We start from the raw sequence: 25,043 nt of genomic DNA, 5'->3' as shown, positions 1-25,043 counted from the left end.
ATTATTTTCTAAAATTTTTATAGGTTACCAATCCTCTTTTGGATTTATTATAAAGAATACATTCTAAATATAATCGGAATGCTCTGGCAATTTTAACCCATTTTTTATTTAAAGTATACTCTTTATTCGCGGCTATACTTTCGTTCACTAAAACTGATTGACTTCCCTCTATTGTTGATGCCAATCTTTGATTGGTTATTCCAATTTTAGCATTCGATTTAAGTATTCGAATTGCATATTCAGTTTCACCATACCTCCCGGAGGTCTGTTCTAAGTAAGTACCATATCGATCATAAAAACTTTTTTTGGTCACAAAGGGATGATCACTGTATTGATAGTAATTCTGTAAAAAATTTTGGAATGAAAATTTCGGAATCACAGAAACTGCATTTGTTAAAGGAACTAATTTATTAAATGCAAAATTTGATGTAAACCGAATCAAATCCACTTTTCCCTGCTGTAATAAATCCAAACATTCCGATAAAACACTACTGATTTGAGGAGACAAAAGAAAATCTTCCTGACAATAAATAATATATTCTCCCTTACAAGCTTTGATACCCTTATTGATATTCGCAGCAAGTCCTTGATTAGTTTTAGAAAGAATCAATTGATCAATTTCGTAGTCTTGTATTGTTTTTAAGTGTTCTTCTTGGCTCGCATCGTCACAAACCACAATCTCAGAATTTGATACATTTAGGCTTTTAATCGCTGTTAAACATTGTAACAAATCTTCAGGTCTGTTATAATGGGTGACGAGAAAACTTATTTTAATTTCATTACTTCCCATATTTATAACTTATTAGCCCAATTGAGACTCATGTTCCATTTTTTTTCAAATTGTTTAAAAAACAGAAGGTAATTCGCTACCGGTTCCTTTTTTAATATTTTAAAAAAGGAAACTAATTTGTAGCACAAAAGTTGCTGTTGTGTATAATGTTTCAAAAAAACATACATAATAGTAGGCGATGGTTTAGGTTGTATTTTTTCATCATCCCACAATTGTTTTACTTTGATTCTGAACCCACCCATGGGAGCCTTAAGATGCAAAATACGTATTTCCGGGAAATAAATAACATCAAATCCGCTATTACGCAACTGCATTCCAAAATCAATATCCTCCCCATAACCAAACTCTAAGGCCATATCAAAAGATACAGTTGCTAAACAACTGGCTTTTACAAAACTATTTCCTGAACCAAATATTCCCGACTGATTCGTAATGCTGTAACGTTGTGGTTCATTTTGCTGAAGGTAAGCCGTTGTTAGTGTGGAAACTCCATATTGATTTACTTTATGTAAGAATGTTTCCAATAACTTTTCGTCAAAACGATTATCATCATCATTCAAGAATACCCACTCACTTTCCACTTGGCTTATAGCCAAATTACGAGCATTACAAGCACCAGCTTGATTGGTAAAAGTATGTTTGATGTTAAAAGGCCAGGTTTGATTCGTCAAAAAATCCAACTCTGAAACACTGCCTGGTTGCGGGTTTTGCTCTACAATTATCACATGAACCGGCAAATGGGTTTGTTGGGCCAAATCGTACAAAACGTCATATAAATAATTTTTCCTACCAATAGTAGGAATAATAACGTCAATTGTTTTTTTATCTGCAACAGTCAAAGTAGATTGAACCGGAATAGCATCTAAATTCAGTTCCTTTTTCTTTCTGCTTTTAAAAAACAACGAATACAGCAATGGTAATAATGGAAATCTTTTTTCAAAAATCAGCAAATTGAAAAACAACAATACAATCCAACGTTTTTTATAATGCTGTTTTACAAATTGAAATAAAACAAACAAATTGGCTTTTTGAGGATTGGGTAGTGGTCGATTTTTCAACAGTAATTGAGGTTCTGAATAACACAATAACCCCAAAATCATCCCAACCTTTGACAGGGAGTTTAAAAAGTAATCAAAATTAGCGTCGGCTTTTATAGTATCTCCAATCATTTTTAGTACTGAAGCATGAATCACTCCAACATCACTGCTCATAAGCCAAGTAGGATACCTACACTTTTTATTGACTTTAATAAAAGGGGATTCTTCTACAAAACCTATTCCATTTCCTAAGAAACCAGTATCAGTTGCGGTATACGAAAGCATCATTTTATTATGATGAAAAAGCGTTGTAATCTTATCCACATTCAAACTGTTTTCCAGCAATTGATGGCACCAGACGATTGGCTCCTGAGGAAATTGATATGACAATGTCATAAGTACTTCAGCAATACTCGAATGCACCTCAACAGCAACCGATGCATTATGATTATACACAACTTTAGTTACACGATTATTTTGATGATACAATACAATCACGATTGGCCAATTATAGATTGATAAAAAAGGATGTTTTGTTGCACAATTTTTTCTATGTCAAAAACAGCTTCTACACGTTTTCTTGCCTTTACCCCCATTGAAAAACAGAGGTCTATGTCGTCTAACAACGAAATTATTCTATCAGCATAAAGACAATGATCGTGCGGATGTACCAGAAAACCACTTTCACCATCTACGATTAATTCCTGCGCCCAACCAATATTAGTATTAACCACCAGCTTTTGCAGTGCCATTGATTCTATAGTTACCATACCTAAAGTTTCTGCAAAGCTGGGAAAGATACAAACGTGTGCTTGTTTGATGTAGTTTTGAACATCCTGATAAGGTATTTTCCCGAGGTAACTTACTTTTTCTAAATCATTTATATCAAATTCTTTTTGAAGCAGTTGCCAGGTCGAATGGCTGCCTGTTTGTACATCTGAAGAATCTCCACCAATTAAAATAAGCTTTACTTCAGGAAATTGCAACCTAACTTTTTTAAAAATTTCAGGCAGTTCAAACACGCCTTTCTTGCGTATTAATGTGCCTATATACAATAGCAATCCCTTTTCAAAAAGTGCAGGATTTGGATTTTCAAAACGGCTCAATTCCAGTCCGTAATGAATGGTTTGTACCCGTTTATTTTTTATTCCGAATAATTCCCTGGAAACATTTCCCGCATAAGCAGTAGGTGCAATAAAGGCCTTGGCTTTTTTAGTTGCTAATTTTTCAAACCAAAAATTCTTTACTTTTTGATGTCGTTTTTCGATATGGCAAAAATAAGTATCGCTACCATGAAACCGAATCACCAATGGAGCTTTCAAACGCATAAAAGCAGTTATTCCAGTCCAGTCAGGTGCTTCTACAGCATCAATTTGTTCAGACAGGATGTGCTTATTTAGGTAGTTCTGGAGGTATTTTCTATGATAATACCAACCCATGAATTTGTATTTTCGGTTTTTTATCAAGTGAATGGTTATTCCATCCGCTACAATTACCGCATCCTCTTGCTGGCCATATACAAATACTGAAACTTTGACTTTTTCTTTGGTCAAAGCAACTACTAAATTCTTGATACTAGTACCAATACCGGCAGCTTGAGCTACTCTTTCGTGGGGATATTCAGGAGTTAGAAAGGCAATGTGCATAGTATACTTGTTACAATTATTGATTGAATTTCACATAAACATCTCCAAATTGAGTATTTAAAAATGTATTTGTGTTAACAATCATAATTAATTCATTAAAACCAATCCATTGCGGTAAGGCAAATTCTGTATTCTCTGTTATACAATAATTGAATAAAACATTTGTATTAGACAAGTTATTTAAATAATGTAAACAATCAATTAACGCCTCTTTTCTCTCAGGTACTGTATATTCCAAAGATAGTACATTCACATTTTGAGAAAGACCTTTTAGCACTTCCAATTCAAAACCCTCAACATCAATTTTAATAAAATCTGGTTTCCCGTATGTTTCAATCAAATAATCTAAAGTGATCATTTCAATTTTTCGAGTTTTATCCCAGTTAATCTTTTTAAATCTTCCGCTATTTTTAGTTGAATCAATCCAGTCCTTTGAAAATGAAGATAAAATATTAGCATTAGTTGAAATATACATCAGTTGAGTTTTAATTTCTTCACCAACACCATTTTGAAGTATTGTAATTTTTTTTCCGTATTTTTTTCTTAAATACCTAACACATTCAATCTGCGGTTCAACTGCAATAATTTTGATATTATCATTTATTAAGGGCTCAATTCTGTTACCATAATTTGCTCCAATATCAAAAAAGACACTTCCCGGTTTAAGGAATTGATTATAAAAATTGCGTCTTTGCTCAATAAGAATCTTCTCATTTGAACTTACAAACCATGACTTAATAAATTTTATATTATTTATACCAAATAAATTTTTAAATATATTCTTGATATTCATGCTATTTTATTCTTTTTAAAATTGTGATTGTATATTTTTTGAAATAATCCAAGAAATCCGGAGATTTTTTACCAAGTTTTCTAATTACTAAAATGATTACAAAGATTATATTTCTTTGCCTTTCATACTTTACTTCATTTAAAAAAATCATGTAAAATTATGGACGTGAACTTGCGTGCCCCGGTATCATTCATATGCCCACAGGAGGAAAAATATTCATCACCCTCTACCGCTTTTTCATAATTATGAATTTCGGGATACATTTGATGCACTTTCTCAAAATAATTTAATCCTTTGGTATTAGTACACATGGGTGTCATAACGGCTATTAGGTTAATATTATTTATTTTGCAAAGATGCTTTATTTCTTCATAGTATTTATTATGCAAGGGTTTTAGATTAGTCAAATCATTTTTCATATTGGCATTCGGGTTTTTACCCAACGGATAATAGCCTAGATGATCCAATAACTTGGTTGGTTTTTTTAGTGCAGCGTTATACATTTCTCTAAACCCAATTTGAGGTTCAAAAACAATATACCTGTAAAAAGGAAGGTAATAGTTAACCCAAAAATCAGGCTGTTGTGCAAAATGAGCTGCAATAACTTTAGAATCGTGAATATAAGGCATAAACTTAGATGCCACACTCTCAGATTCCTTCTCATTAGACAAGTTCAAATCAGCTTCAAGTATCACATCTTTTATGACATACTTCCGTTCTATCATTAATTTGAGCAGCAATGAGGCTTCAAACAAATGCCCGCCACTCATACCATAATTAAAAGCCTTCAATCCTTTGTCTTCAAACATCGGAGCAACAAAATGATTATTAGCTCTGGAGGATCCTAAAATTACTACATCATAAGCCCTGCCTTTTGAATTAAAGACATTCTCTATTTTCCCTCTATTGGAGGATTGTAAATACACTTTTGTATATACTAAATCTAATGCAACCAACACAAATAAGGTCAGCAAAAGCATTTTGATGGTAAAAATTAAAAACCGTTTCATCTTAAATTCTAATTATTTACGTTATTGAAAGCGCTCGCTTTTACAACTCAACTACATTGGATTTCACAACTTGCCTTTTCTTGTAAAGTTGAAAGTTTATACTGAGCGGAGACGAACTACAGTCGAGACGCTTTTTATTCCACTGAGCTCGATTTGACAACTCGACTGAAGCCCGTCCTGAGCGAAGCCGAAGGGCTCGATTTGACAGCTCGACTGAAGCCCGTCCTGAGCGAAGCCAAAGGACTCGATTTGACAGCTCGACTGAAGCCCGTCCTGAGCGAAGCCGAAGGACTCGATTTGACAGCTCGACTGAAGCCCGTCCTGAGCGAAGCCGAAGGACTCGATTTCTTAACTGAGTTGCGCTTTGTCAGGTCGAGCGCAGTCGAGACGCTTTGTCACATCGAAAATTTATACTGTGCTATTACGAATTACAATCGAGCCAGGTAGTCAAACTATTCTTCCACATCTGGTTTATATTGATGGTGTGTTGCATTCCTGCATTCTGACAAATCTTGTAATTTATCAAAATTCCCATCAATTAATGCCTGTTTTTTAACCCTGCTCCATTTTTTTAATTTTTTTTCAAACTCAATAGCCTGATTCGGCTCTGTAAAATCCTGATAAAAGACTAACTTCACAGGTCTTCTACTATGTGTATAGGCGTCTGGATATTTACCGGCATTGTGCTCGATAAATCTCCTGTCAATATCAGAAGTTACTCCTATATAGAGCGAATCATCGTTACAAAGAAGAATATATACATAATAGAATTTCATATCACTTTTTTTATTACGCGAATCTCGACTGCGCTCGATTTGACATCTCGACTGAAGCCCGTCCTGAGCGAAGCCGAAGGACTCGATTTGACAGCTCGACTGAAGCCCGTCCTGAGCGAAGTCGAAGGACTCGATTTGACATCGTACCCATTCTTGTCACGTCGAGCGCAGTCGAGACGACTTCTATTACTAAACGAATCTCGACTGCCCTCGATTTGACAACTCGACTGAAGCCCGTCCTGAGCGAAGCCGAAGGACTCGATTTGACAACTCGACTGAAGCTCATCTTAAGCGATGACTAAGTACAGTCGAGACGCTTTATTACTGCTAAAGTGTATAATAAGCAGAAACGAATTATAATCTAGATGTTCCTTAAAATCAATCTCCTTATTAATATCAAAATTGAAAATAAATAAATTCTTTATAATCAGAATAGGTTCCTAAAGCAACGATAGCTGCAATACATAATGCTAATTTAAGACTACTGTATCTTCCAGAAATAGGTTCCACCTGCGTTCGGCTTTTCCACTCAACTACTACAAAAATGCCAGTCAACAAAACAATTTCATAATTATAGCGCTCATTTTCTAAATACTGCGGTAAAAAACGCTGATTCGTAAAAATACGACCAATATAGTCCAAAGCATTTCCTATCGATTTTGCCCTGAAAAACACCCAGGCCAAACAGGTTAATGAAAAAGTACTAATCATACTTAAAATTACTTTAAAAGAGCTCCAATTCCAATACAATGAAACCGTTTCCATATTAGACCGATTCTTTTTTAAAAGCAGCAACGGTAAAAAATACAAGGCATTTATAAATCCCCAAGCTATAAATGTCCAATTAGCGCCATGCCAAAAACCACTGACTAAAAAAATCACAAAGGTATTTCGAATTTTCATCGCCATACCACCACTGCTTCCTCCTAAAGGAATGTACAAATAATCCCGAAACCAAGACGATAGGGAAATATGCCATCGACGCCAAAATTCCGCTATATCTCTGGAAAAATAAGGATAGTTAAAATTACGCAACAAATCAATTCCAAATAATTTTGACATTCCCAGAGCCATATCTGAATAACCGGAAAAATCACCATATATCTGAAACGCAAAATAAACGGCTCCCAATAACAATGACAGCGAATTCATGGATTCGTAATTATCAAAAATGGCATTGGCATAGGTCGCACAAGTATCGGCAATAACTACTTTTTTTACCAATCCCCAGATAAACTGGTAGATTCCTTCTTTGGCTTTTTGATAGTCAAAACTACGTTTTACTTTTACTTGTGGCAATAAATGCGTGGCTCTCTCTATGGGGCCGGCAACAAGCAATGGAAAATAACTGACAAACAAGGAATAATCTACAAAATTATATTCGGCTTTGATTCTTTTTAAATAGATATCAATAACATAGGATAATCCGTGAAAGGTATAGAACGAAATACCCACAGGTAAAACTACATTCAGCAACAAAGGACTTGTTTGTAATCCAAACCCATTCAATAACTCAGAAAAAGAATCAGCAAAAAAATTGTAATATTTAAATATACCCAGAAAACCAAGGTTGATACTGATACTCAACCAAAACCAAAATTTACGTCCAGTCTCAGTTTTTGCTTTTTCGATTCGAATCCCAGTGTAGTAATCTAAAAAAGTAGAGAAAACCAATAGAAACAAAAAACGCCAATCCCAACAAGAATAAAAATAATAACTCGCTATAATGAGAACTGCATTTTGAGTGCTTTTAGTTTTATTAAAAACAAACCAATACAACAGGAATACGATGGGCAGAAATACAGCGAAGGATAGGGAATTAAAAAACATGCCTAAATTTTATTTTTATTATTTATTATTTTTTTTACTAAAATCTCAGTGAATTTACTTGCCCCCATTTCATTCAAATGAAAACAGTCAACAAACATCGAATCGTCAGCTACGGCATTAGAAAAATCATATAAATATGGAATTTTAGTTTTCAATTTTTTTATGTAATCCAAATTTTTAGTATGTCTACAAAAAGGAGCACAAAAAAAGACAATTTTTATATTGTTTGCAGCACCAAATTTTTTTATTTTTTCATAATAAGGACTATGTGATGCAATAGAAGCTGGTAAAGAAAAATGTTTCGTGTGTTTACTTTCATTGATTCTTGGTGCCAAAGGACTATACCCTTTATTTGCGACTACTGTCGTTTTCTTACCTATGACGTTAGCAAAAACATCTCTAAATCCAATCTTTTGATCGCTTCCACAATATCTTATAAAGGGAACATAGTACAGGCCAGGGTCTTTTCCTACATAATCAATCAAATAATCTTTTGTTATTTGATTTTCCTTAATAAAAGGTGCCATTTCATATGGTAAATTAATGGAGTGACCTTTAATGTCAAAAATATAATCAACTTGAATAAATACGGTATCAGAGACAATCGCATACGACTTCAATAATTGCAAAACCGTAAAAATATCTCCTAATTTAGCAGCTTCATACCCTAAATTAATGCATTTTTTTTTAGTTTTATTTTCTACAATAAATGGATCAATTCCATTTTCAACTCTTGATGAACCTAAAAATATATAATTAACTTTTGTACTTTTTAGACTTCTCAAATACTGGAATTTAGTCCTTGGCTTAGCATTTTCATAAATAGTGGTATACATAAAATCGAGTACTAACAGTAGCATTAGAGTTACAATTAAAACACCAATAATTTGAATTACAAATTTTTTCATAAAGGACTAAAAGTAATAACTCAAATTTTTATCTTTTTAAAATTGCATCAATATTTTCCCATATTTTTTCTGAAGCTTTTGTTGGAGTTACACCAGCCACAATTTCATACCATTTTTTCCCTTCTGAAACATTTGATAGTTTCCCTTCTAAGATTTGACTTACTAAATTTTCCAACTCTTTTTTATCAGTACAAAACACTGCTGCTTCAGTACTGGGCATACTTCTAAAATGAACATACTTATAATTTTGTCCGATGTCTCGAATGCCCTTTTTTAATTGGGGTTGCTCGTAATTGAAATAGATACACGGTTTTTCATGGGCCACAAAATCAAAAACTGTAGAGGAACACACATTGGTCACAAATTCAGAATGGGCACAAATATTATACAAGAGCGCTAAATCTTCTTTAGTGGGCAAAATTTCATTCCATTGTTTTCCCATAGGTTTCCAGATTGGGTCTATTGCGACAATTACATCAGCATTCGCATGCAAAACAGCATCATATCGATTAGTGGTATCAACGGGGCATTTTCTATAGATAATCCCCAAGTTTTTTCCTTTGCTGTTTAAGCTGCGTACAGCATGAGCCAAATCCTCTAAATAATATTGATCCAATGGCGAAGTGGTTTCATCATCACCGGAATAACAAATGTATTTCTTGGCGGTTTCTAAATTATTTTGGGCAAAAAAAACGTCTCTTTCTTGCAACAATCGGCTATCGTAATGCGGTTCAAATTGTGGAGTCCCGGTAACAATAACTTGAGATTCCTGTACAAAGGGATAATATTTTAAAACTTCCCATTTCATTAAATCACTCCAAACAAAATAATAATCCGTTTCCACCACTTGCATCGCCTTAGGCACATTGTCCCAAGAATACACAAAAGCAACAGTAGGAATCCCTAAATCTTTGGCCGCCAATAAAGCGCCAATGGATTGCGTGGCGCGTTGTGTGGTACAAAACACCAAATCCGGTTGGTGTTCTTGCAACTGTGCTTTACAATACTGGTATTTTTCAGTGGTACGTTCTAGACTATTGATTCGTTTTCGAATGCGCAAAATCCCTTTTTCTGATGAATTCAATCCGATAAGCAATTTCGTATAAAGCGTTATCATTGTATTTTTTAAACCTGTGTAACTAAAAGGAAATTTATACGTAGTATACACATCATCCCTAAATTTTTTTTGAGAAACATTCAATTCGATGTGTTTTCTAATGCGGGAATAGATTGGCGTTAACCTATTTATTCTATGGTTCTCAATTTTAACCTCATCATAACCCAACTCCTCTTTTAGAGAAAAAACGGTATTATTCCAATAGACAATTTGATGTCCTTTTTGTTCTCCCATTGCTTTGAATTGAGTAAACGCAAAATTACGTAAACCCACTCCGTCAGGAAAAAAAACAAATATTTTTTTACTCATAATCTAATTAATCAAGCTCGTTTGGGGTTTAATTATTGATTTTTTTGCGGCTATCTGTTACTAATACCGATCTAATTTTTTATTTTTTTTATAAAAAATAAAGTTCTTTTTCTCTTTAAACCATTAAGAAATTAAGGTTTATTAAGGTTAAAACTTAATTTCTTAATTTCTTAATTTCTTAATAGTTTAAAAATATAATAGAAATTTTGCTCTGCTTAGCGGACAGTTATACTACTTTTTATTCTTCAACTTATCCCTCTGCACTTGTTCTATAGGTAGAATATCCATTGATTTAAAGGACAAAGCACTGTGAACTGCGTTTAAGTCTCTCGCTAATTTTCGCAATCCCATAGGTTCTAATGAAGCAGCATGATCAGTACCTTTCCAAGTACGGTCTATTGTATAATGTCTTTCGATTATATTGGCTCCCAATGTATAAGCAGCTACATCTACCGCTATTCCTAAATGATGTCCGGAAAAACCAATATGTTTTACAATAGCACCATATTTTTGCTTTAGCAAATTAATATCTAACAAGCACACATCCTCAAAATGTACTGGATAGCCTGAAGTGCAATTATACAACACCAAGTCTTTATTTCTGCCTTTTTCAACAAAATAATTGACTAGCGTATCCGCTTCGTCTTTAGTGGTCATCCCGGTCGAAATATGAATTTCCCCTTGGTAATGATCACACAACCAACCCAACATATCAAAATTATTGTTACAAGCGGATGGTATTTTTATAAATTCTGGGTTCAAAGAAGCTATTTCTTTGGCTGAAGTCGTATCCCAAACTGAAGTGGAATACGTAATTCCTATAGATTCACAATAATCTTTTAACTCTCGATGCTGATTTACATCAAATTCTAAAAATTCCCTGTGCGCACCATAAGTATCGCCATAAGAGTTACTGGCATTAGGATGTGGTGCATTGTATTGCTCCTCAGTCAACAATTCGGTATTGTTTCTTTTTTGAAATTTTACGGCGTCAACATTACAAAATATCTTAGCAATCTTTATCAATTCTTTTGCAATTTCTATATCTCCTTTATGATTACAGCCAATTTCAGCAATTACATACGGTTTTTTATACTCAGTCATATCTTTTATTATACTTTAATACCATTTCACAAACTTCTCTAATCGCTCCGGCTCCTGAAGCAGTACCAAGTACAAAATCAGCGTTTAATTTCACAACAGCAGTCGCATTTGCTGGAGCAAAAGACCAACCGGAACTACACATATTAGTCAGATCATTCACATCATCCCCTACATAAGCAACAGCGCCAAAACTACTGTTTTTAGTGGCTAGGAATTGCTTTAAAAAAGAATATTTATCCTTGACACCAAAAAACGCCTCTTTAATTTGCAGTTTTACCATACGTTGTGCAACCAGTTTAGAATTTTCAGAAGTCAACGTGATCACTTCCACATTATTTTCTCTTAAAATTTCTAATCCCATACCATCGCGCATATCAAACTTTTTGGCCATTTCCCCCGCTTCATTATAATAGACTCCTCCATCTGTAAAAACACCATCAACGTCCAGTACTAAATATTGAATCCGTTGATTGGTTTTCATTGCTTTTTGTCGTTCCATCAATAGATTTTCAACAATATTCCAGTCGGAGAGGCTGTCAATCTCCATCAAAGTTTCCTCTGGCATTTCTACCAATCCAATAGTACCGCTGACTCTATTTTTAGAATGTAGAAAAAGTTCTTTTTTGGTAGCATATACCGCACCATTTTCTATTAATAATCCTTCAAAATCTTGTCTTCTGGGTCTGTTGAACACATCATAATTTTGTGGCGTTCCATCACTATTCCAGGTAAAACGATGCGTTTTTACCACACTAAGTGCTGTATCAAATTTTTCTGTGGTGATTTTATCCAATACTTTATTGATATCAGCTGCCAATGTTAACGGGGAAGTCGCTTGAAGCAAACATAAAACAGCATAATCATGATTAATTTTCTCAGAAAACTCCATCATGGTACTCTCAGTAGAAGCGGTATCATTTGCATTTTCTTCGTTACGCAACACCGCAAATACCTTATTGGTCCAAGAGTATTCCCGCTCTACATAACTAATGATTTCCGTATCGTTTGTAAACACATAAACGGCATCCAAATCAGAAAAAATAGCTTCAGTGAGCACCCAAGAAAACAAGGGACGCCCAACCATTTTCTTTTTATTTTTCCCTGGAATTCCTTTAGAATCTTTGCGAAGCGGAATGATACCTATTTTTTTCATAATTATATTTTTTTCGCTTTTGTTTCAAAAATAGTTTTAATTAGTATTAGTTACAACTTAATATTTTATTCCTTTTACAGTTTTCATTTTTGCTAAAGTACTTTCTTGCACTGGTTTTCTAAATTGTAAAACAGCATGTAACTCTTTTGTTACACTAAAAAGGGCGCTCCAAAACAACTTAAAATATGTAAAATTGTAAAGTCCATATTTTTTAAAATTATGAAATAGTAATCTTCCTATTTTTAGCATGGGATTTGGACAATACACCACATAATAATAGATAGTGTTTTTGAGTTGCTTTTCGAAGCGAAAGTAATTCCTGCCCTGCCCTAACCGTTTCTTTTTATCCACTCTATGATTCACAATTATTGTATTATCATAGTTTATATCATAACCTAAATCTAATACTTCAATAGCCAAACAAGATTCTTCGCCATAAATATCAATCCAAACGGGAAAACCATTTGTGCTATTATATACTTCTTTTTTTATCGCAAAACCACATCCTACAAAATCATTTGTTGGATAACTATCCATTTTCGGCTCAGCCCTTATCAAAGCTTCTTCATCTGAAATAAAAATACCTCTAATTTCCTGAAAAGCAATAATACCAATTCTTTCATTTTCTAAAAAAACGGATTGTGTTTGAGTAATAAAATCTTTGCTCAAAGGGTGTGCATCATCGTCTAATCCTATAAAAATTTTACCTGTTGCTTTTTTATACAACTTATTTCTTGCAGGCGAAGCACTGATACTTATTTCTGAATTTTCCCATTGCACCCATGGATATTTTGTAATTAACTCTTCCGTTTTTTTACAACCATCAATAAAAACTAATACTTCATGAAGTGCCAAATCAAGTAAACCGATTAGTCTATTTAAGGTAATTTCCAGTTCGTCCGGTCTATTTTTAGTTACGATAAGTATTGACACTTCCATTATTTATGATAAAATACCTTTGTATAATTGTACAATCTCTGTTTTCAAGTACTCCCTATTGTAATTTTTATTCACAAAATCAACATTATATTTTTGTGCATTTATCCTCAATTCTTGATTTAAAATTGCTTTTTCAATCCAATTTGCAATTTCGGCAGTATCTAAAGGATTTTCAATCAAAAAACCATTTACTCCATGCGTTATGACTTCTTCCGAAACTTTCCCTGGATTAGACTGTATCGGAAAAGCTCCCATGCCCATTGCTTCTACACTACTAGTTGGAAGACCATCTGAAATACTATTCGCAATATGTATCTTGCTTTTCCCCATAATTTCCAACAAATCAGCATTTGCAATAAATTGACCTCTTATATATATTTTTACTTTTAATAATTTAAAAAAAGAGGAATTCTCTACTTTTTCTTGAACAGATATATCAGCACTATAAATAATTATTTGCAAATTTGTAAATAATTGTAAAGGCAATAACTCTATAGCTTCAATCACTTTTAAAGCTTTACCTACTCCATCTTCATACCCTTTAATGATAAAAACATTTCGTTCATTTATAGCTTGAATATACTTCTCTTCAATGGTTAATCCTCCATTGCCAATATACGCTCCCAAAAAAATATTCTTAAAACCATTTTGTTTTGCAATTTCATAATCCCTTTTGCAATCGGTAATTAAATAATCGACTCTTGTCAAAAATCGGCTAAATTGTTCTTCTTGAACCCCTAACTCTTTAAAAAAATAAATGTCACTACCCCAAGAGGAATAAATGAATTTTAGATTTGGTCTCCGTTCCATTATTTCTAAAATGGGAAACCCCGCTAATCTCATTTCAAAACAATGCACCATATCTGGCTGAATTTCTTTAAGCACTTTCTCAAAAACAGCAGCTATTTTTCTTTCATTGTATTTTTGAATCCCTTTATAAATTTGAGGGAATTTATTTTTAAAAAAATGTCTTAAAGGATAATTATACTTTAATTTCCATCCTTTTATTTGACGCACCCAATCTATTCTGTCTACCTTGTTACCGCCATCGGTAACATCAAACCAATATACCTCATAGCCCGACTCTTTCAACTGGTTGACCCATTGAAAAAAATGATGATTCGGTATGGCTACCATAAGTATTTTCATTAGTTTTTAGTTTCTTTATATTAAATACTTTTATAAATAGAATAAAGATATAATTTGGACAATTTAATTTTCCCATTCGTTTTTAGCAAAAGAACTAAAAACAAAAGTAATCCTTTGAAATAACTTTTTTCTCTATTCAAACTGGTCATCAAATTTCTTTTTTTATTAAAAATACTCTTTGCTATAATTTCTTTTTTATGATAAAAATGCTCATCCTGATACACCTCCTCCAAAAGAGAAATAAGCCTCTTCAAAAAAGCACTATTTTTTTTCATGTATACTGCAGACAGACCAATATCCATCCTGTAAGAGGCTGTTACATCTTTCAAAAAATGAATTTTCCCACCATTTTTTATCGTCCAAAGATACGTTTGCCAATCCCCAAATGGAAATTTTAAAATCCATTCTGGTAGTCTATTTTTTTCGTTTAATACGTTTTTAAAAACTACTGTCACTGAATGCATGAAATTATCAAAAATCAAATCATCAAAATTTAATACTCTCTTATTCAAATGATAATTGTATTCTTTTATTTCACCATTAGGAAATAGTCTTTGAAGCGCTGTATAAACTATTGAATAATCTGGATTTTGTTCTAAAAAGTCAACTTGCTTTTGTAGTTTATAGTCATCAATCCAATAATCATCTCCATCACAAATAGCAATATATTTACCATTACACTCCGCGATTGTTCTCATGTAGTTATTAATAAGACCTATGTTTTTTTCTAAAGCTGGCAGCAACATAATTCTATCACCATATTTAACCGCATAATTTTCACAAATAGTCCTTGTTGAATCCGTACTGCAATCTTCTCCAATAACCAATTGATAATTAAAATTGGTTTTTTGCATCAAGATACTATCCAATGTTTGAGCTATGAACTGTTCTTGATTGTAAGTAAGGATAAAAACACTTACAACTGGTTTATTCATGATTATTTTGTTCTTGAAATTCATCAATACTTTCTTTAGTAACTTTCAAATAGCCACTACCCCATTTCTGACAAGGTTCCAAATGATTTCCTTCAGCCCATTCATTCCAAGCATTAATGAATAAAAATGACTCTGGCATTTTTTCCCATTGATAATTAGAAAGAATATGATCTAACCATTTTTTATATTTAGAAGGAGTAGAATTATGAAGTATAAAATAAAATATTTTCCTCCTTGCTGAGTTATCCCACATAGGAGTTATTGAGGGATAGGAATTATCTTTAAATTTATTTTTTATTTGAAGATTTACAAATTCTTCATAATCATAAATAAATTGATACTTGTTTTTATATGAGATTGCGCATTTTTTTAATAAAGCAAACCAATATCTTTTAAATAAAGAATCTTTATAATCAGAAGGCCTAATAGCAAAATCTGGTTGAAAATTGAATGAAAAATCAAAACCATCTTCATTTGTTCCATTAAAATACTCCTTGGTTTCAGCAAAACCAATATACAAACCTGGAAAACCAGCCTTGATAACTTCCTCCCGCCACAATTTAATTGTAGCTTTCATATCAGGAAACAATTTTGGTCTGTAAATAATAAAAATAGGTTTGTTTTTTACTTTAATATAACGAGAATCTTTAAAATAAGAAATTAAAACCTTAATATGGCTATAATCATCCTCAACACTATATTCCTGATGTAATAAAACATCTTTATCACCACCATTCCATATTTTGGTCCAGTTTTCATTAGCCCAACACATCATAAAAGGAAAATCTTCTTTGGGATTTTTTAACTTCCTATCTAATGGCTCATAGAGCATTCTTTTACCATTAAACCAATAATGATAGTAGCAAAATCCGTAAATACCATGTTGTTTAGCCAAAGCTTCTTGTGCTAATCGAGCTTCTTCAAGTCTTAAATCATAAAAACCTAAATCAGCTGGCAAATGGGGTTGATAATGACCATCAAATTTAGGTATAGCTTTAGTCACATTGGTCCATTCTGTAAACCCTTTTCCCCACCATTGATCGTTTTCAGGTACCGGGTGAAACTGGGGAAGATAAATTGCTATTGGCTTAATTTTTTCTGACATAATTCCTGCAGTAAGACTTGAGTAAATAAATTTTTGATTTTAGCCTATTGACAGTTGATCTTCTGCCTTTGTTATATATTTCTTTATATTTTTTTTTTACCTGCTTCTTTAATGCTGTATTCTTTTGAATATGAAAAAATCGTTCTAGTTTTTGCGCAGCTTTTAAGAAACCAATCTTCATCAATTTATAATCAACACTCATGGAATGAGTCCTTATACGATATAAAGCCAGAACTTGTTTATTGTTTTTAATAGTATCCGAAAAATAAAACAACATCACCCAAAACACCCAATCTTCATGATTTGGCAAGGACTCATCAAATCGAATATCATGTTTATCAAGTAGCGCTTTCTTGAATAAAACACTATGACAGGGTATCGATTTTAGATATTCCCAATCAGAAATTATTTCATTTTTAAAATCATTTTCAGATAGAAAAGGCGAAAGATACCTATTCTCTGCAATTATCTCTATATTACCGTCTTGAAAAGAGAAATAGTTTGAAACCGCAATTTGACTTTCTTGCAAATCTAAAATTTGAAGTTCAAATTTTTCTTTAACAATCAAATCATCTGAATCCAGCAACTGAATATACTCTCCATTTGAAACTGCTATTCCTGCATTTCTGGCACTGCTTAACCCCCCGTTTTCTTTGTACAAATAGGTAAATCTCGAATCTTTTTCACACCAGGCAAGTGCCACTTCTTCAGTATTATCAGAGCTACCGTCGTTTACTATAATACATTCCCAATTAGAATAAGTCTGATTTAAAACAGATTGTAATGTTTCCTCTAAAAAAAGGGCTTGATTATAGCAGGGTATGATTACAGATATCTTATTATTCATTTTGATTTCTTTAAAACAATACTAATAGGTCTTATTTTAACGTGTCAATATTCATTATTTTGATTACAACAATAGTATAAATCAAAGATTATTCCTCACTGCAAAAATACTTGACCAATGCTTAGAATCCTTCCAAACAGTAAATCCTCTATTTTCAATAATCGCTAGAAATTCGTTTAGATCATTATTTCTATCCAAATGCATTTCAATATTCATCGCACCCACTTTGTCCATCCAACTTAAATCCTCAGACTCCAGAATCGCTTTCTCGGCCCCCTCAATATCCATTTTTAAATAATCAATATGAGTAAGATTATGATTTTTTATGATGCTGGCCAGTTTGAGTGACGGCACCTCTATTAACTCATCTGCATCTTTTTTTCCTATGTCATTTAAAATGGCATACGAATCATAATTTGCCGTATTTCTATACGTTACTGTCGCATCTTCTATCCATACCGCTGTATTAACTACCGTCACATTATCATAAAACTTGGTGTTTCGTTTAGCAAGAAGGTAATTTTCTCTATTCATTTCATATCCAATAATTTTTGAAGTAGGATAGATGTGTTTCATATGTACTATTGTAAAACCAATATTACTGCCTAAATCAAGAATTACAGGATTAGCTGAAATTTTTGACAACGTGGGAGGCAAATGATACTGATCTTGTAACACATAGTGCACAACTTCTTTGTCAATAAAATTTCTACGAATTTTAATAGTATGCAACAAACCTTTGGGCTTTAAATAAATGAATCCTTTTTTATTAGTATCTCTTTTAATCTTTGATAATTTAAATTTATCAATAGTAGAAAATAAGGGATGTGGCGCTACTAAATTTTTTATCGTACGATATTCTTTTTTTAGGGCTTGGAGTATTTTTATAAACATTGTGTGTGTGTGTTTATTTATTTATTCAAATGATACCAGTGTCAATCATAACCTAACAGAAGAAACTAGTATTCAAATCATATTACATTTTTAAATAGCAACGCTTTCTTTTCTATTAAATGCTCACAAACAAAGTTTGTTTTCATCACTTCCCGACAAGGGTTCTGCAAGAAAACTTACTTTCAATAAGGCAAAGGAAAAAGCGAAATTATTTACTGTAATTTTGATATGGATGTCAAAACTTCTTTGGTTTATTATTAATAAATCATTTAGTAGCAAAACCATATAACCCAGAATACATTTGTCCGTTTTTAAAGGGTAATTGCTGCGATTTATTATCTTTCTTAATTAAAAAATTTGCAAATACACTTACAAATGGCTTCATAATATTTCTATATTTTTTAGAAAATCTAAATTCAAAAAACAAGGCTATTGATAAGGCAAAATGATAATAAAACCCACCTAAAGGTTTAATTACTGATGAAGTATATTGAGCTCGTTTAAAATGCTCTTCTAATGCAAAAGGAGTAAATCTATGATAGTCGTATGGTTCTTCATGCAGTGGCCAAATTCCAGGTACTGTAAAAAAGAAGATACCTCCTGGTTTTAAAACTCTTTTAATTTCTTTTAAAATAGTAGCGGTATCAAAGTAATGCTCTAAAAATTCAGTAGCCAAAACAAAATCTACTGATGAATCTTCTAATGGAATTTCCATCCCGTTCCAATAAAAGTCAGGTTTTACATCATGATGATATTCGCTTGGCTCTAAATCAATCCCTATATAATTTTCAATTTTATCAGACATTAAAAATTCTTTATAGGGCATAATTCCACATGCTAAATCAAGTACTTTACCATTCAATTTAGGTTTCAACTCAGCAACAGCGGCTAACAATGACTTTCTTATAATATAAACGGAAATGGGCAAGATTTCAGGTTTCAAATCAATGAACCACTCCTTTTTATATTTTTTAATATCTTTTTTCATCAAATATATTTATGATCTAATTTTATCAGGATTATAAAGAATCAATATTCCTGTAGAGTTAAAACTCTTTTAAATTTTTCTACCTCTCAAATCTGTAGAACCTAATGTAAAATGAAAAATCTCTTTAGTTACTCACGTTGTGTGATTTCTTCTTCTTTGAAAGGACAAAATAGCTAAATTTATTCGCAATATATTAATGCTCTAAACTACCACTAATTAATTAAACATTTACAATCTTTCCCCAATCGAATTTTTCTTTATCTTCTTTATTTAAAATAAACTCCCTTTTATATTTCAATGCTCTTTTTTCTATTAAATGCCAAGATAGACACCCAAAAACTATCGAAATCATAACAGAAAAAATTAGTAATTCATATGTTTTCAATTTAAAAAAGTACATCAACGTTTGTTGAATAGGGAAACTATAGATATAAATTCCATACGACATATCCCCAAATTTTCCAAAAGTACGTATAAAAGGTAAAGGAATAAAACCTATTAGTAGAACAGCAATAGGGAAAACAAGATGCTTGACCGAATCATAACAATTAAAATAAAGGGATAGGACTAAAATCAAAATTGATATACCCAAAATTATACTCTTATGTTTTATCTTTTCAAATTGTAATGATGCCAACAAACTGCCGCTAATGAAAAAAGTTCCTAAGTTGAGTACATGTATTCCTTGCAATCCAAATAAAGATGAGCCTCCAAATCTATTAAGACAAAAAGTATAAAGCAGCATAAAAATAGTAAAACCAACTAAAAGCATAAAAGTTACCAGCTGTTTTTGTGTTCTAAAAAAGAAGAGCAATGCTACTGCTATATATAAACTAAACTCATATCGAATAGTCCATAAAGACCCATTAATAGCATGATAGGCGTTGGTATCAAATATCCCTTTTATACTGGACTGAAAACCAAACAAACTAAGGTTATAGGGTACATAGGTATAAACTGATGTATTTTTAAAAAAAGAAACTTCTCCTTCATATACAAAGGGGACCAAAATAATGGAAAGTATCAAAACTACTGCCAAAGCTGGAAAAAGTCTCAAAAAACGTTTCTTGAAATAATCTAAAAGATCTTTACTGCGCTCCAAACTTTGAAAAATAAAATACCCGCTAATAATAAAGAATCCACTTAATCCTATTTGAGCTAAAACGATTTGCCCATTTGTAATTTGATAAATCCATTGAGAACGCTCATTATCTCCTGACAACGGATAAGAATGGGAAACAACTACTAAAAGTGCAAACAAAAACCTTAGGAAATCAAAATTATTATTTTTAGTCATTATATTATTTATAGATATGTATTTCAATGTTCGGCAAAAAGATCCTCCTTTTAAATTGATGAAATTTAAAAATCAATTTAAAAAAATTTTAATTTTATTTCTAATTTTTAATGCCATTGGATATTCGAATCGGCGTGCAAAAAACGAATTTGAATGGCATATTTTTTCAAAATCTGTTTCGTCCAAAACAGATGGATTATTTCCATTCCTATTTGACCAGTCAATATACCTCAAATTATCAATACAAATTTTAGATTTGAAACTAGAATTCATTAATACAGTTTGAAAATAAAATTCTTCGGAACAAAAGGTGTGTTTAAATCTTGTGAAAACATTTTTATTTTGTTTTGAATAAACAACAACATAATTCAAGCAGGCTCTAGATAAACTCCACCAAGTTGAGCCACCGTAGAATTTTGTTATATTGAGAGGCATTTTTCTTTTAAAACCTACTTTTTTTTGCCAATGAATGATTTTTTTTATTATTCTTTTTTGAAAAGCTATTTTCCAATTAAACAAATCATATAAATTATAATATTCTAACCGGTCTAATCCACCAGTAGTACCCCATCCAGAAAAAGGAACTTCAAAACAATCAATAAATTCTTTATCTGTATTCCTGAAGAACTTCTTAAAATCCGAAACCTTTTTTATTGGAAAATCATGACCACTTATCAAATGAAAATAATAATTCTGGGGATTTTTGAGTGCCATTTCAGATAAATAAACAATACTTCTTAAATGGTTAAAACCACCCCAATTTACTTTATATTTTTGAGAAATTAATTTTACTATATCATATTGTTCTAACCGCAACAATTCCTGTTTTGTTATTATACTCTTTCTATCTATATGAATGTAAATTTCAAAATCATCATCAAAAAAAGTAATAATTTCTTCTAAATGATGATAGTTTTTGTAAGCAGTAATCAAAATGGCTTGTGTCATTATTCACTGTTAGTTAGCACAATAGCTAATTAATTATATTTTCAACCCCTAAAAATTTAAATTCTTTTATAATCATTTTCAAAACTTATCTGGCTTATTATAAATAAATTTAACCAAATATAAAAACCGTAAAACCATATACCACAAGTCTAAGACAAAAGATTTTACTAAATAAAAAACACCTACCAACAATCCTTTAATAGCTTGCAATAAACTAATATCTTGATGCCACAACTGATAATTTCCTACTATATCATTCTTGAATCGAAAAAATAATTGCCTCCGGCTTCGCTTGATTTCATAACTAAATATTGCCGCTACAAAATCAATTTCATATCCTTCTTTTAAAACTCTGGTGGTCCATTCCTTATCTTCAAAGGTAGCCACATCCTCTCTAAAAGGATGTTTCTCCCAAATTGCTTTACTAAAAGCCGAGCCTGAGAAAATCAACCCTGATTTATTAGGATCAATTGCTGCTGGAATCTTATTGATAAAATTTTTATAATCATTGGTATTGTGCAAACACCGTAATCCGGCTAAATTAGGATTATTTTCAAATTTCGCTTGTATTAACCTAAAAAAATCATGGCTGACAGGATACGAATGTGCACTAAAAATAACCACTACAGGAAATCGAGCTTCTCTGGCACACACATTAGCACTGCTGCCAAAACTAAAATTTTTGATACTAACGAAACGTGCCCCAAATTGTTCCGTAACTTCCTTGCTGGAATCAGTAGATAGATTATCGATAACAATGATCTCCGCAATGTCATCACGATATCTTTCTGTCAAATTTTTCAACAAAAAAGAGAGCGCAACGGATTGATTTTTATTCCTTATAACAACTGAAATCATTGAAAATTTATTTATTTTTCATTATCTTTTGTACTATCCTAATGGGCTTGGTAATTATTCTTGCAATTTTATATTCTAGCGAATTTTTAGCTTTTATCTCTGATTGCTTATACAAATTAATTAAAAAGAAAAGATACTCCATCGTATTATCAAAATGTCCTACATAAATTTCTTTATGTTTTTTTAAAACATATTCTAAAATATTTATTCGATGATTTTTTAATGTATCAATTAACATTGATGTTTTTGATTTTCTGTAGAAGAATAAATATTCTTCTACAAACTTGAACTTACGACCCGTCTTAGTAACTGCAATCCAAAATTCCCAGTCTTCAAAACCATGCTTCATATTTTCATCATATCCGCCTACTTCTACCCAATATTTTTTTCTATACATCGATGAAGGCATCAAAATATTTTCAAAAATTAAAGCATGATAAGTCGTACCTACCGCTTTTTCGTGAAAGAAAACATTTGTTTTATTATCCCGAAAAAAAACTCTATGACTAGAAACTATGGCAAGGGATTCATCATTTAATAATTCAGGTAATAATTTAATTAAATAATCTTGATGCAGTATATCATCTGCATCCAAAGCAACAATAAATTCTCCTTTACAAATTGCAATTCCTGCATTACGCGCATTGGACAAACCTCCATTTTCCTTATATAAATAGCTAAATCTACTGTCCTTTTCGCACCATTGTTTAGCAATTATAGCTGTATTATCTGGACTTCCGTCATTGACAATAATACATTCCCAATGTACATAAGTTTGATCGAGTACTGATTGTAGAGATTCTTTTAAAAAATGCGCTTGTTTGTAGCAGGGAACAATAATAGATACGAGTGTATTCATTTTAAATTTTATTTAATAGCCCAAATCGAATTAGCCACTTAATTATTCTTGATCGTCTTAGACTATGAACTATTGTCATATATTTTAGTACATCCTCTAGATCTTGCATATATGCCGAATAATCAGATTGTAATACTTCCTGTTTTTCAGTATCAATAATTACCTTATTTTCTGGCAACGAACTGATTCCATCTAAATAAAAGGTTGTCAACGTATTATTAATATGAAGATATGAAGCATTATACTTACAAACACTATCAATAAAGAATTTCCAATCGGCAACAATTTTAAAGTCCTCTTTAAATAATCCGACAGTTTGAAATAATTCTTTCTTTATAAATATTGATGGATGTGGCAAATTATCTTTTAAAAAATAAGCAAATGATAATGTATCAGGATACTCTTTAATTATTTTTTTATTCTCGCCACTCACATACATATTAAAATAAATTAGATCATAATCTATTAAGAAATGTTGGTTTTTTTCTAATACTTTCTTATTGTAAAAATGATCGCCACTGTTCAAAAAAAGTAAATACTCCCCAGAGGCCTTAGTAATTCCCTTATTCATGGCATGATAAACCCCTTTGTCTGGCTCGCTTACCCAATATTTAAATAATTGGGCGTTACTTTCAATATACGCCACGCTTCCATCCGTTGATCCACCATCAATAATGATATGCTCAAACTCTTGCTGGGTCTGACTGGAAACGCTCTCAATGGTTTGCTGCAAGCCTTCAAGATTATTGTAGTTGACGGTGATTATGGAAATTTTAGGTTTCAAATTTCTATTTGTTTTAATTCTTTCGGTACAAAAATGGAAAAAGAATTTGTCTTAGTCTAATAATTGGAAAATATTTGACACTTAAATACGTAAATGAAATTTTTGGGTTTGTAAAAAAAAGCTTTGACCAATACAAAGTATCAGTTATCAAGCTGTTGTTTTCCCTAAATTTAAAAACCCATAACCAGTTTAGAGTGCTATCAATATGCTGAATCAAAATACCATTTTTACAACTCCAGGAAATAATAGATTCATACAACTTGATATTATATATTTTATAAATAGCTTCTTGGTTAAAAATATTAGTTTCATGAATCCCTCTTTTGGCCAAAGGAATATCAATAATTCCAGATTCTAAACGACACTTTAGGGCCATTTTATAAATAATATCCGAATCCTCAGCAACTGGCAACAATTCATTAAAATAACCGATCCTATCAAAAACAGATCTTTTAACCGTCAATCCATCTAAATGCAAATACCCAAATTTACTCGAAATCACGGCGTGAAAAAGTTCTTCCGATTTTATTTTTTGAGAAACGGTGCTCAATTTAAATGTTCCTTCTTCCAAAGGATTTAGTGCTCTATAAAAATGAAATCCAACGGCATTATAAACTCCTTCACATTTAGCGTCCTCTTGAAAAACCTTTTTATCATTAATAAAACGATTGGGTAAGTAAAAATCATCGGCATCCAGAAATGCGATATAATCTTCACTGCTATTTTTAATACCTAAATTTCTAGTCGCAGAACGGCCTTTGTTAGTATGATTTTCATGATGGTAAATTTTGATTTTAGCACTAGACACTTGCAAGGTTTTAATAATTTGCAACGTGTTATCTGTACTCCCATCGTCAACAACAATAACTTCATTCACTTCAGGCTGTTTGACTGCAGAAACAATTGCTGCTTCTATAAATTGCTCCACATTATAAGCCGGAATAATTACTGATACTGAAAAAGGCAT

The 25,043-nt window shown here is 31.9% G+C and carries 24 protein-coding genes; all 24 read right to left on the bottom strand.

Features of this window, described 5'->3' with window-relative positions; translation table 11 throughout:
* Window position 1: 1 nt before the first annotated feature.
* Entirely contained in the window at window positions 2–790 is a 789-nt protein-coding gene (locus ACNQF6_RS08025) for a glycosyltransferase family 2 protein (protein WP_417964830.1), read from the bottom strand.
* A 2-nt stretch (window positions 791–792) separates the two neighbouring features.
* Window positions 793–2,325: a glycosyltransferase family 2 protein gene (locus tag ACNQF6_RS08020; protein WP_417964828.1), complete on the bottom strand. Its 1,533-nt coding sequence runs from the start codon at window positions 2,323–2,325 to the stop codon at window positions 793–795.
* The gene (locus tag ACNQF6_RS08015; protein WP_417964826.1) at window positions 2,322–3,473 is read right to left on the bottom strand and encodes a glycosyltransferase family 4 protein; all 1,152 of its coding nucleotides are present in this window, start codon (window positions 3,471–3,473) and stop codon (window positions 2,322–2,324) included. Before ACNQF6_RS08015 ends, ACNQF6_RS08020 begins: the two co-directional genes overlap by 4 nt.
* A gap of 16 nt (window positions 3,474–3,489) precedes the next feature.
* Window positions 3,490–4,266, bottom strand: a complete 777-nt coding sequence (locus ACNQF6_RS08010; RefSeq protein ID WP_417964824.1) for an FkbM family methyltransferase — start codon at window positions 4,264–4,266, stop codon at window positions 3,490–3,492.
* 134 nt (window positions 4,267–4,400) lie between these two features.
* The gene (locus ACNQF6_RS08005; protein ID WP_417964822.1) at window positions 4,401–5,276 is read right to left on the bottom strand and encodes a hypothetical protein; all 876 of its coding nucleotides are present in this window, start codon (window positions 5,274–5,276) and stop codon (window positions 4,401–4,403) included.
* Between the two features lie 452 nt (window positions 5,277–5,728).
* On the bottom strand, window positions 5,729–6,052 hold the full coding sequence (locus tag ACNQF6_RS08000) for a GIY-YIG nuclease family protein (RefSeq protein WP_417964820.1): 324 nt from the start codon (window positions 6,050–6,052) through the stop codon (window positions 5,729–5,731).
* A 396-nt stretch (window positions 6,053–6,448) separates the two neighbouring features.
* Window positions 6,449–7,882, bottom strand: coding sequence for an MBOAT family O-acyltransferase (locus ACNQF6_RS07995; protein ID WP_417964818.1), 1,434 nt, complete (start codon window positions 7,880–7,882; stop codon window positions 6,449–6,451).
* Window positions 7,883–7,884: 2 nt separating this feature from the next.
* The gene (locus ACNQF6_RS07990) at window positions 7,885–8,790 is read right to left on the bottom strand and encodes a hypothetical protein (protein ID WP_417964816.1); all 906 of its coding nucleotides are present in this window, start codon (window positions 8,788–8,790) and stop codon (window positions 7,885–7,887) included.
* Window positions 8,791–8,818: 28 nt separating this feature from the next.
* Complete coding sequence (locus ACNQF6_RS07985; RefSeq protein WP_417964815.1) at window positions 8,819–10,216, bottom strand: glycosyltransferase family protein; 1,398 nt, start codon at window positions 10,214–10,216, stop codon at window positions 8,819–8,821.
* A 231-nt stretch (window positions 10,217–10,447) separates the two neighbouring features.
* Window positions 10,448–11,320, bottom strand: a complete 873-nt coding sequence (locus ACNQF6_RS07980; protein ID WP_417964813.1) for an N-acetylneuraminate synthase family protein — start codon at window positions 11,318–11,320, stop codon at window positions 10,448–10,450.
* Window positions 11,313–12,473 (bottom strand): cytidylyltransferase domain-containing protein, encoded by a 1,161-nt coding sequence (locus ACNQF6_RS07975; protein ID WP_417964811.1) that lies wholly within the window; start codon window positions 12,471–12,473, stop codon window positions 11,313–11,315. The genes ACNQF6_RS07980 and ACNQF6_RS07975 overlap by 8 nt, the downstream gene beginning before the upstream one ends.
* A gap of 57 nt (window positions 12,474–12,530) precedes the next feature.
* Window positions 12,531–13,412, bottom strand: coding sequence for a glycosyltransferase family 2 protein (locus ACNQF6_RS07970; RefSeq protein WP_417964809.1), 882 nt, complete (start codon window positions 13,410–13,412; stop codon window positions 12,531–12,533).
* Between the two features lie 3 nt (window positions 13,413–13,415).
* On the bottom strand, window positions 13,416–14,561 hold the full coding sequence (locus ACNQF6_RS07965; protein ID WP_417964807.1) for a glycosyltransferase family 4 protein: 1,146 nt from the start codon (window positions 14,559–14,561) through the stop codon (window positions 13,416–13,418).
* Window positions 14,562–14,581: 20 nt separating this feature from the next.
* Window positions 14,582–15,520 carry a glycosyltransferase gene (locus ACNQF6_RS07960; protein ID WP_417964805.1) on the bottom strand — a complete coding sequence of 313 codons (939 nt, stop codon included), beginning with the start codon at window positions 15,518–15,520 and terminating at the stop codon, window positions 14,582–14,584.
* The gene (locus tag ACNQF6_RS07955; protein WP_305627613.1) at window positions 15,489–16,601 is read right to left on the bottom strand and encodes a glycosyltransferase WbsX family protein; all 1,113 of its coding nucleotides are present in this window, start codon (window positions 16,599–16,601) and stop codon (window positions 15,489–15,491) included. The genes ACNQF6_RS07960 and ACNQF6_RS07955 overlap by 32 nt, the downstream gene beginning before the upstream one ends.
* Window positions 16,585–17,448: a glycosyltransferase family 2 protein gene (locus ACNQF6_RS07950; RefSeq protein WP_417964802.1), complete on the bottom strand. Its 864-nt coding sequence runs from the start codon at window positions 17,446–17,448 to the stop codon at window positions 16,585–16,587. Before ACNQF6_RS07950 ends, ACNQF6_RS07955 begins: the two co-directional genes overlap by 17 nt.
* 81 nt (window positions 17,449–17,529) lie before the next feature.
* Window positions 17,530–18,342: an FkbM family methyltransferase gene (locus ACNQF6_RS07945; protein WP_417964800.1), complete on the bottom strand. Its 813-nt coding sequence runs from the start codon at window positions 18,340–18,342 to the stop codon at window positions 17,530–17,532.
* 265 nt (window positions 18,343–18,607) lie between these two features.
* The gene (locus ACNQF6_RS07940; RefSeq protein ID WP_417964798.1) at window positions 18,608–19,330 is read right to left on the bottom strand and encodes a class I SAM-dependent methyltransferase; all 723 of its coding nucleotides are present in this window, start codon (window positions 19,328–19,330) and stop codon (window positions 18,608–18,610) included.
* 220 nt (window positions 19,331–19,550) lie between these two features.
* Window positions 19,551–20,627 carry an acyltransferase family protein gene (locus tag ACNQF6_RS07935; protein WP_417964796.1) on the bottom strand — a complete coding sequence of 359 codons (1,077 nt, stop codon included), beginning with the start codon at window positions 20,625–20,627 and terminating at the stop codon, window positions 19,551–19,553.
* A gap of 72 nt (window positions 20,628–20,699) precedes the next feature.
* Entirely contained in the window at window positions 20,700–21,575 is an 876-nt protein-coding gene (locus tag ACNQF6_RS07930; protein WP_417964794.1) for a beta-1,6-N-acetylglucosaminyltransferase, read from the bottom strand.
* Window positions 21,576–21,653: 78 nt separating this feature from the next.
* Complete coding sequence (locus ACNQF6_RS07925; protein WP_417964792.1) at window positions 21,654–22,433, bottom strand: glycosyltransferase family 2 protein; 780 nt, start codon at window positions 22,431–22,433, stop codon at window positions 21,654–21,656.
* Window positions 22,434–22,440: 7 nt separating this feature from the next.
* Entirely contained in the window at window positions 22,441–23,292 is an 852-nt protein-coding gene (locus tag ACNQF6_RS07920) for a glycosyltransferase family 2 protein (RefSeq protein WP_305627606.1), read from the bottom strand.
* A gap of 1 nt (window position 23,293) precedes the next feature.
* The gene (locus ACNQF6_RS07915) at window positions 23,294–24,076 is read right to left on the bottom strand and encodes a glycosyltransferase family 2 protein (protein WP_417964790.1); all 783 of its coding nucleotides are present in this window, start codon (window positions 24,074–24,076) and stop codon (window positions 23,294–23,296) included.
* A 13-nt stretch (window positions 24,077–24,089) separates the two neighbouring features.
* The gene (locus ACNQF6_RS07910) at window positions 24,090–25,043 is read right to left on the bottom strand and encodes a glycosyltransferase family 2 protein (RefSeq protein WP_417964788.1); all 954 of its coding nucleotides are present in this window, start codon (window positions 25,041–25,043) and stop codon (window positions 24,090–24,092) included.

It is taken from the genome of Flavobacterium pasteuri (assembly GCF_048286615.1).
In the GTDB taxonomy this organism is placed as follows: domain Bacteria; phylum Bacteroidota; class Bacteroidia; order Flavobacteriales; family Flavobacteriaceae; genus Flavobacterium.
The sequence above is the reverse complement of the archived record's forward strand: the minus strand, read 5'-3'. Positions and strand labels throughout refer to the sequence as shown.

Excerpts from the sequence above, each read along its gene's own strand:
- ACNQF6_RS08025 (WP_417964830.1), bottom strand. The coding sequence starts at position 790 with ATGGGAAGTAATGAAATTAAAATAAGTTTTCTCGTCACCCATTATAAC.
- ACNQF6_RS08015 (WP_417964826.1), bottom strand. The coding sequence starts at position 3,473 with ATGCACATTGCCTTTCTAACTCCTGAATATCCCCACGAAAGAGTAGCT.
- ACNQF6_RS08010 (WP_417964824.1), bottom strand. The coding sequence starts at position 4,266 with ATGAATATCAAGAATATATTTAAAAATTTATTTGGTATAAATAATATA.
- ACNQF6_RS08005 (WP_417964822.1), bottom strand. The coding sequence starts at position 5,276 with ATGAAACGGTTTTTAATTTTTACCATCAAAATGCTTTTGCTGACCTTA.
- ACNQF6_RS08000 (WP_417964820.1), bottom strand. The coding sequence starts at position 6,052 with ATGAAATTCTATTATGTATATATTCTTCTTTGTAACGATGATTCGCTC.
- ACNQF6_RS07995 (WP_417964818.1), bottom strand. The coding sequence starts at position 7,882 with ATGTTTTTTAATTCCCTATCCTTCGCTGTATTTCTGCCCATCGTATTC.
- ACNQF6_RS07990 (WP_417964816.1), bottom strand. The coding sequence starts at position 8,790 with ATGAAAAAATTTGTAATTCAAATTATTGGTGTTTTAATTGTAACTCTA.
- ACNQF6_RS07985 (WP_417964815.1), bottom strand. The coding sequence starts at position 10,216 with ATGAGTAAAAAAATATTTGTTTTTTTTCCTGACGGAGTGGGTTTACGT.
- ACNQF6_RS07980 (WP_417964813.1), bottom strand. The coding sequence starts at position 11,320 with ATGACTGAGTATAAAAAACCGTATGTAATTGCTGAAATTGGCTGTAAT.
- ACNQF6_RS07975 (WP_417964811.1), bottom strand. The coding sequence starts at position 12,473 with ATGAAAAAAATAGGTATCATTCCGCTTCGCAAAGATTCTAAAGGAATT.
- ACNQF6_RS07970 (WP_417964809.1), bottom strand. The coding sequence starts at position 13,412 with ATGGAAGTGTCAATACTTATCGTAACTAAAAATAGACCGGACGAACTG.
- ACNQF6_RS07965 (WP_417964807.1), bottom strand. The coding sequence starts at position 14,561 with ATGAAAATACTTATGGTAGCCATACCGAATCATCATTTTTTTCAATGG.
- ACNQF6_RS07960 (WP_417964805.1), bottom strand. The coding sequence starts at position 15,520 with ATGAATTTCAAGAACAAAATAATCATGAATAAACCAGTTGTAAGTGTT.
- ACNQF6_RS07955 (WP_305627613.1), bottom strand. The coding sequence starts at position 16,601 with ATGTCAGAAAAAATTAAGCCAATAGCAATTTATCTTCCCCAGTTTCAC.
- ACNQF6_RS07950 (WP_417964802.1), bottom strand. The coding sequence starts at position 17,448 with ATGAATAATAAGATATCTGTAATCATACCCTGCTATAATCAAGCCCTT.
- ACNQF6_RS07945 (WP_417964800.1), bottom strand. The coding sequence starts at position 18,342 with ATGTTTATAAAAATACTCCAAGCCCTAAAAAAAGAATATCGTACGATA.
- ACNQF6_RS07940 (WP_417964798.1), bottom strand. The coding sequence starts at position 19,330 with ATGAAAAAAGATATTAAAAAATATAAAAAGGAGTGGTTCATTGATTTG.
- ACNQF6_RS07935 (WP_417964796.1), bottom strand. The coding sequence starts at position 20,627 with ATGACTAAAAATAATAATTTTGATTTCCTAAGGTTTTTGTTTGCACTT.
- ACNQF6_RS07930 (WP_417964794.1), bottom strand. The coding sequence starts at position 21,575 with ATGACACAAGCCATTTTGATTACTGCTTACAAAAACTATCATCATTTA.
- ACNQF6_RS07925 (WP_417964792.1), bottom strand. The coding sequence starts at position 22,433 with ATGATTTCAGTTGTTATAAGGAATAAAAATCAATCCGTTGCGCTCTCT.
- ACNQF6_RS07920 (WP_305627606.1), bottom strand. The coding sequence starts at position 23,292 with ATGAATACACTCGTATCTATTATTGTTCCCTGCTACAAACAAGCGCAT.
- ACNQF6_RS07910 (WP_417964788.1), bottom strand. The coding sequence starts at position 25,043 with ATGCCTTTTTCAGTATCAGTAATTATTCCGGCTTATAATGTGGAGCAA.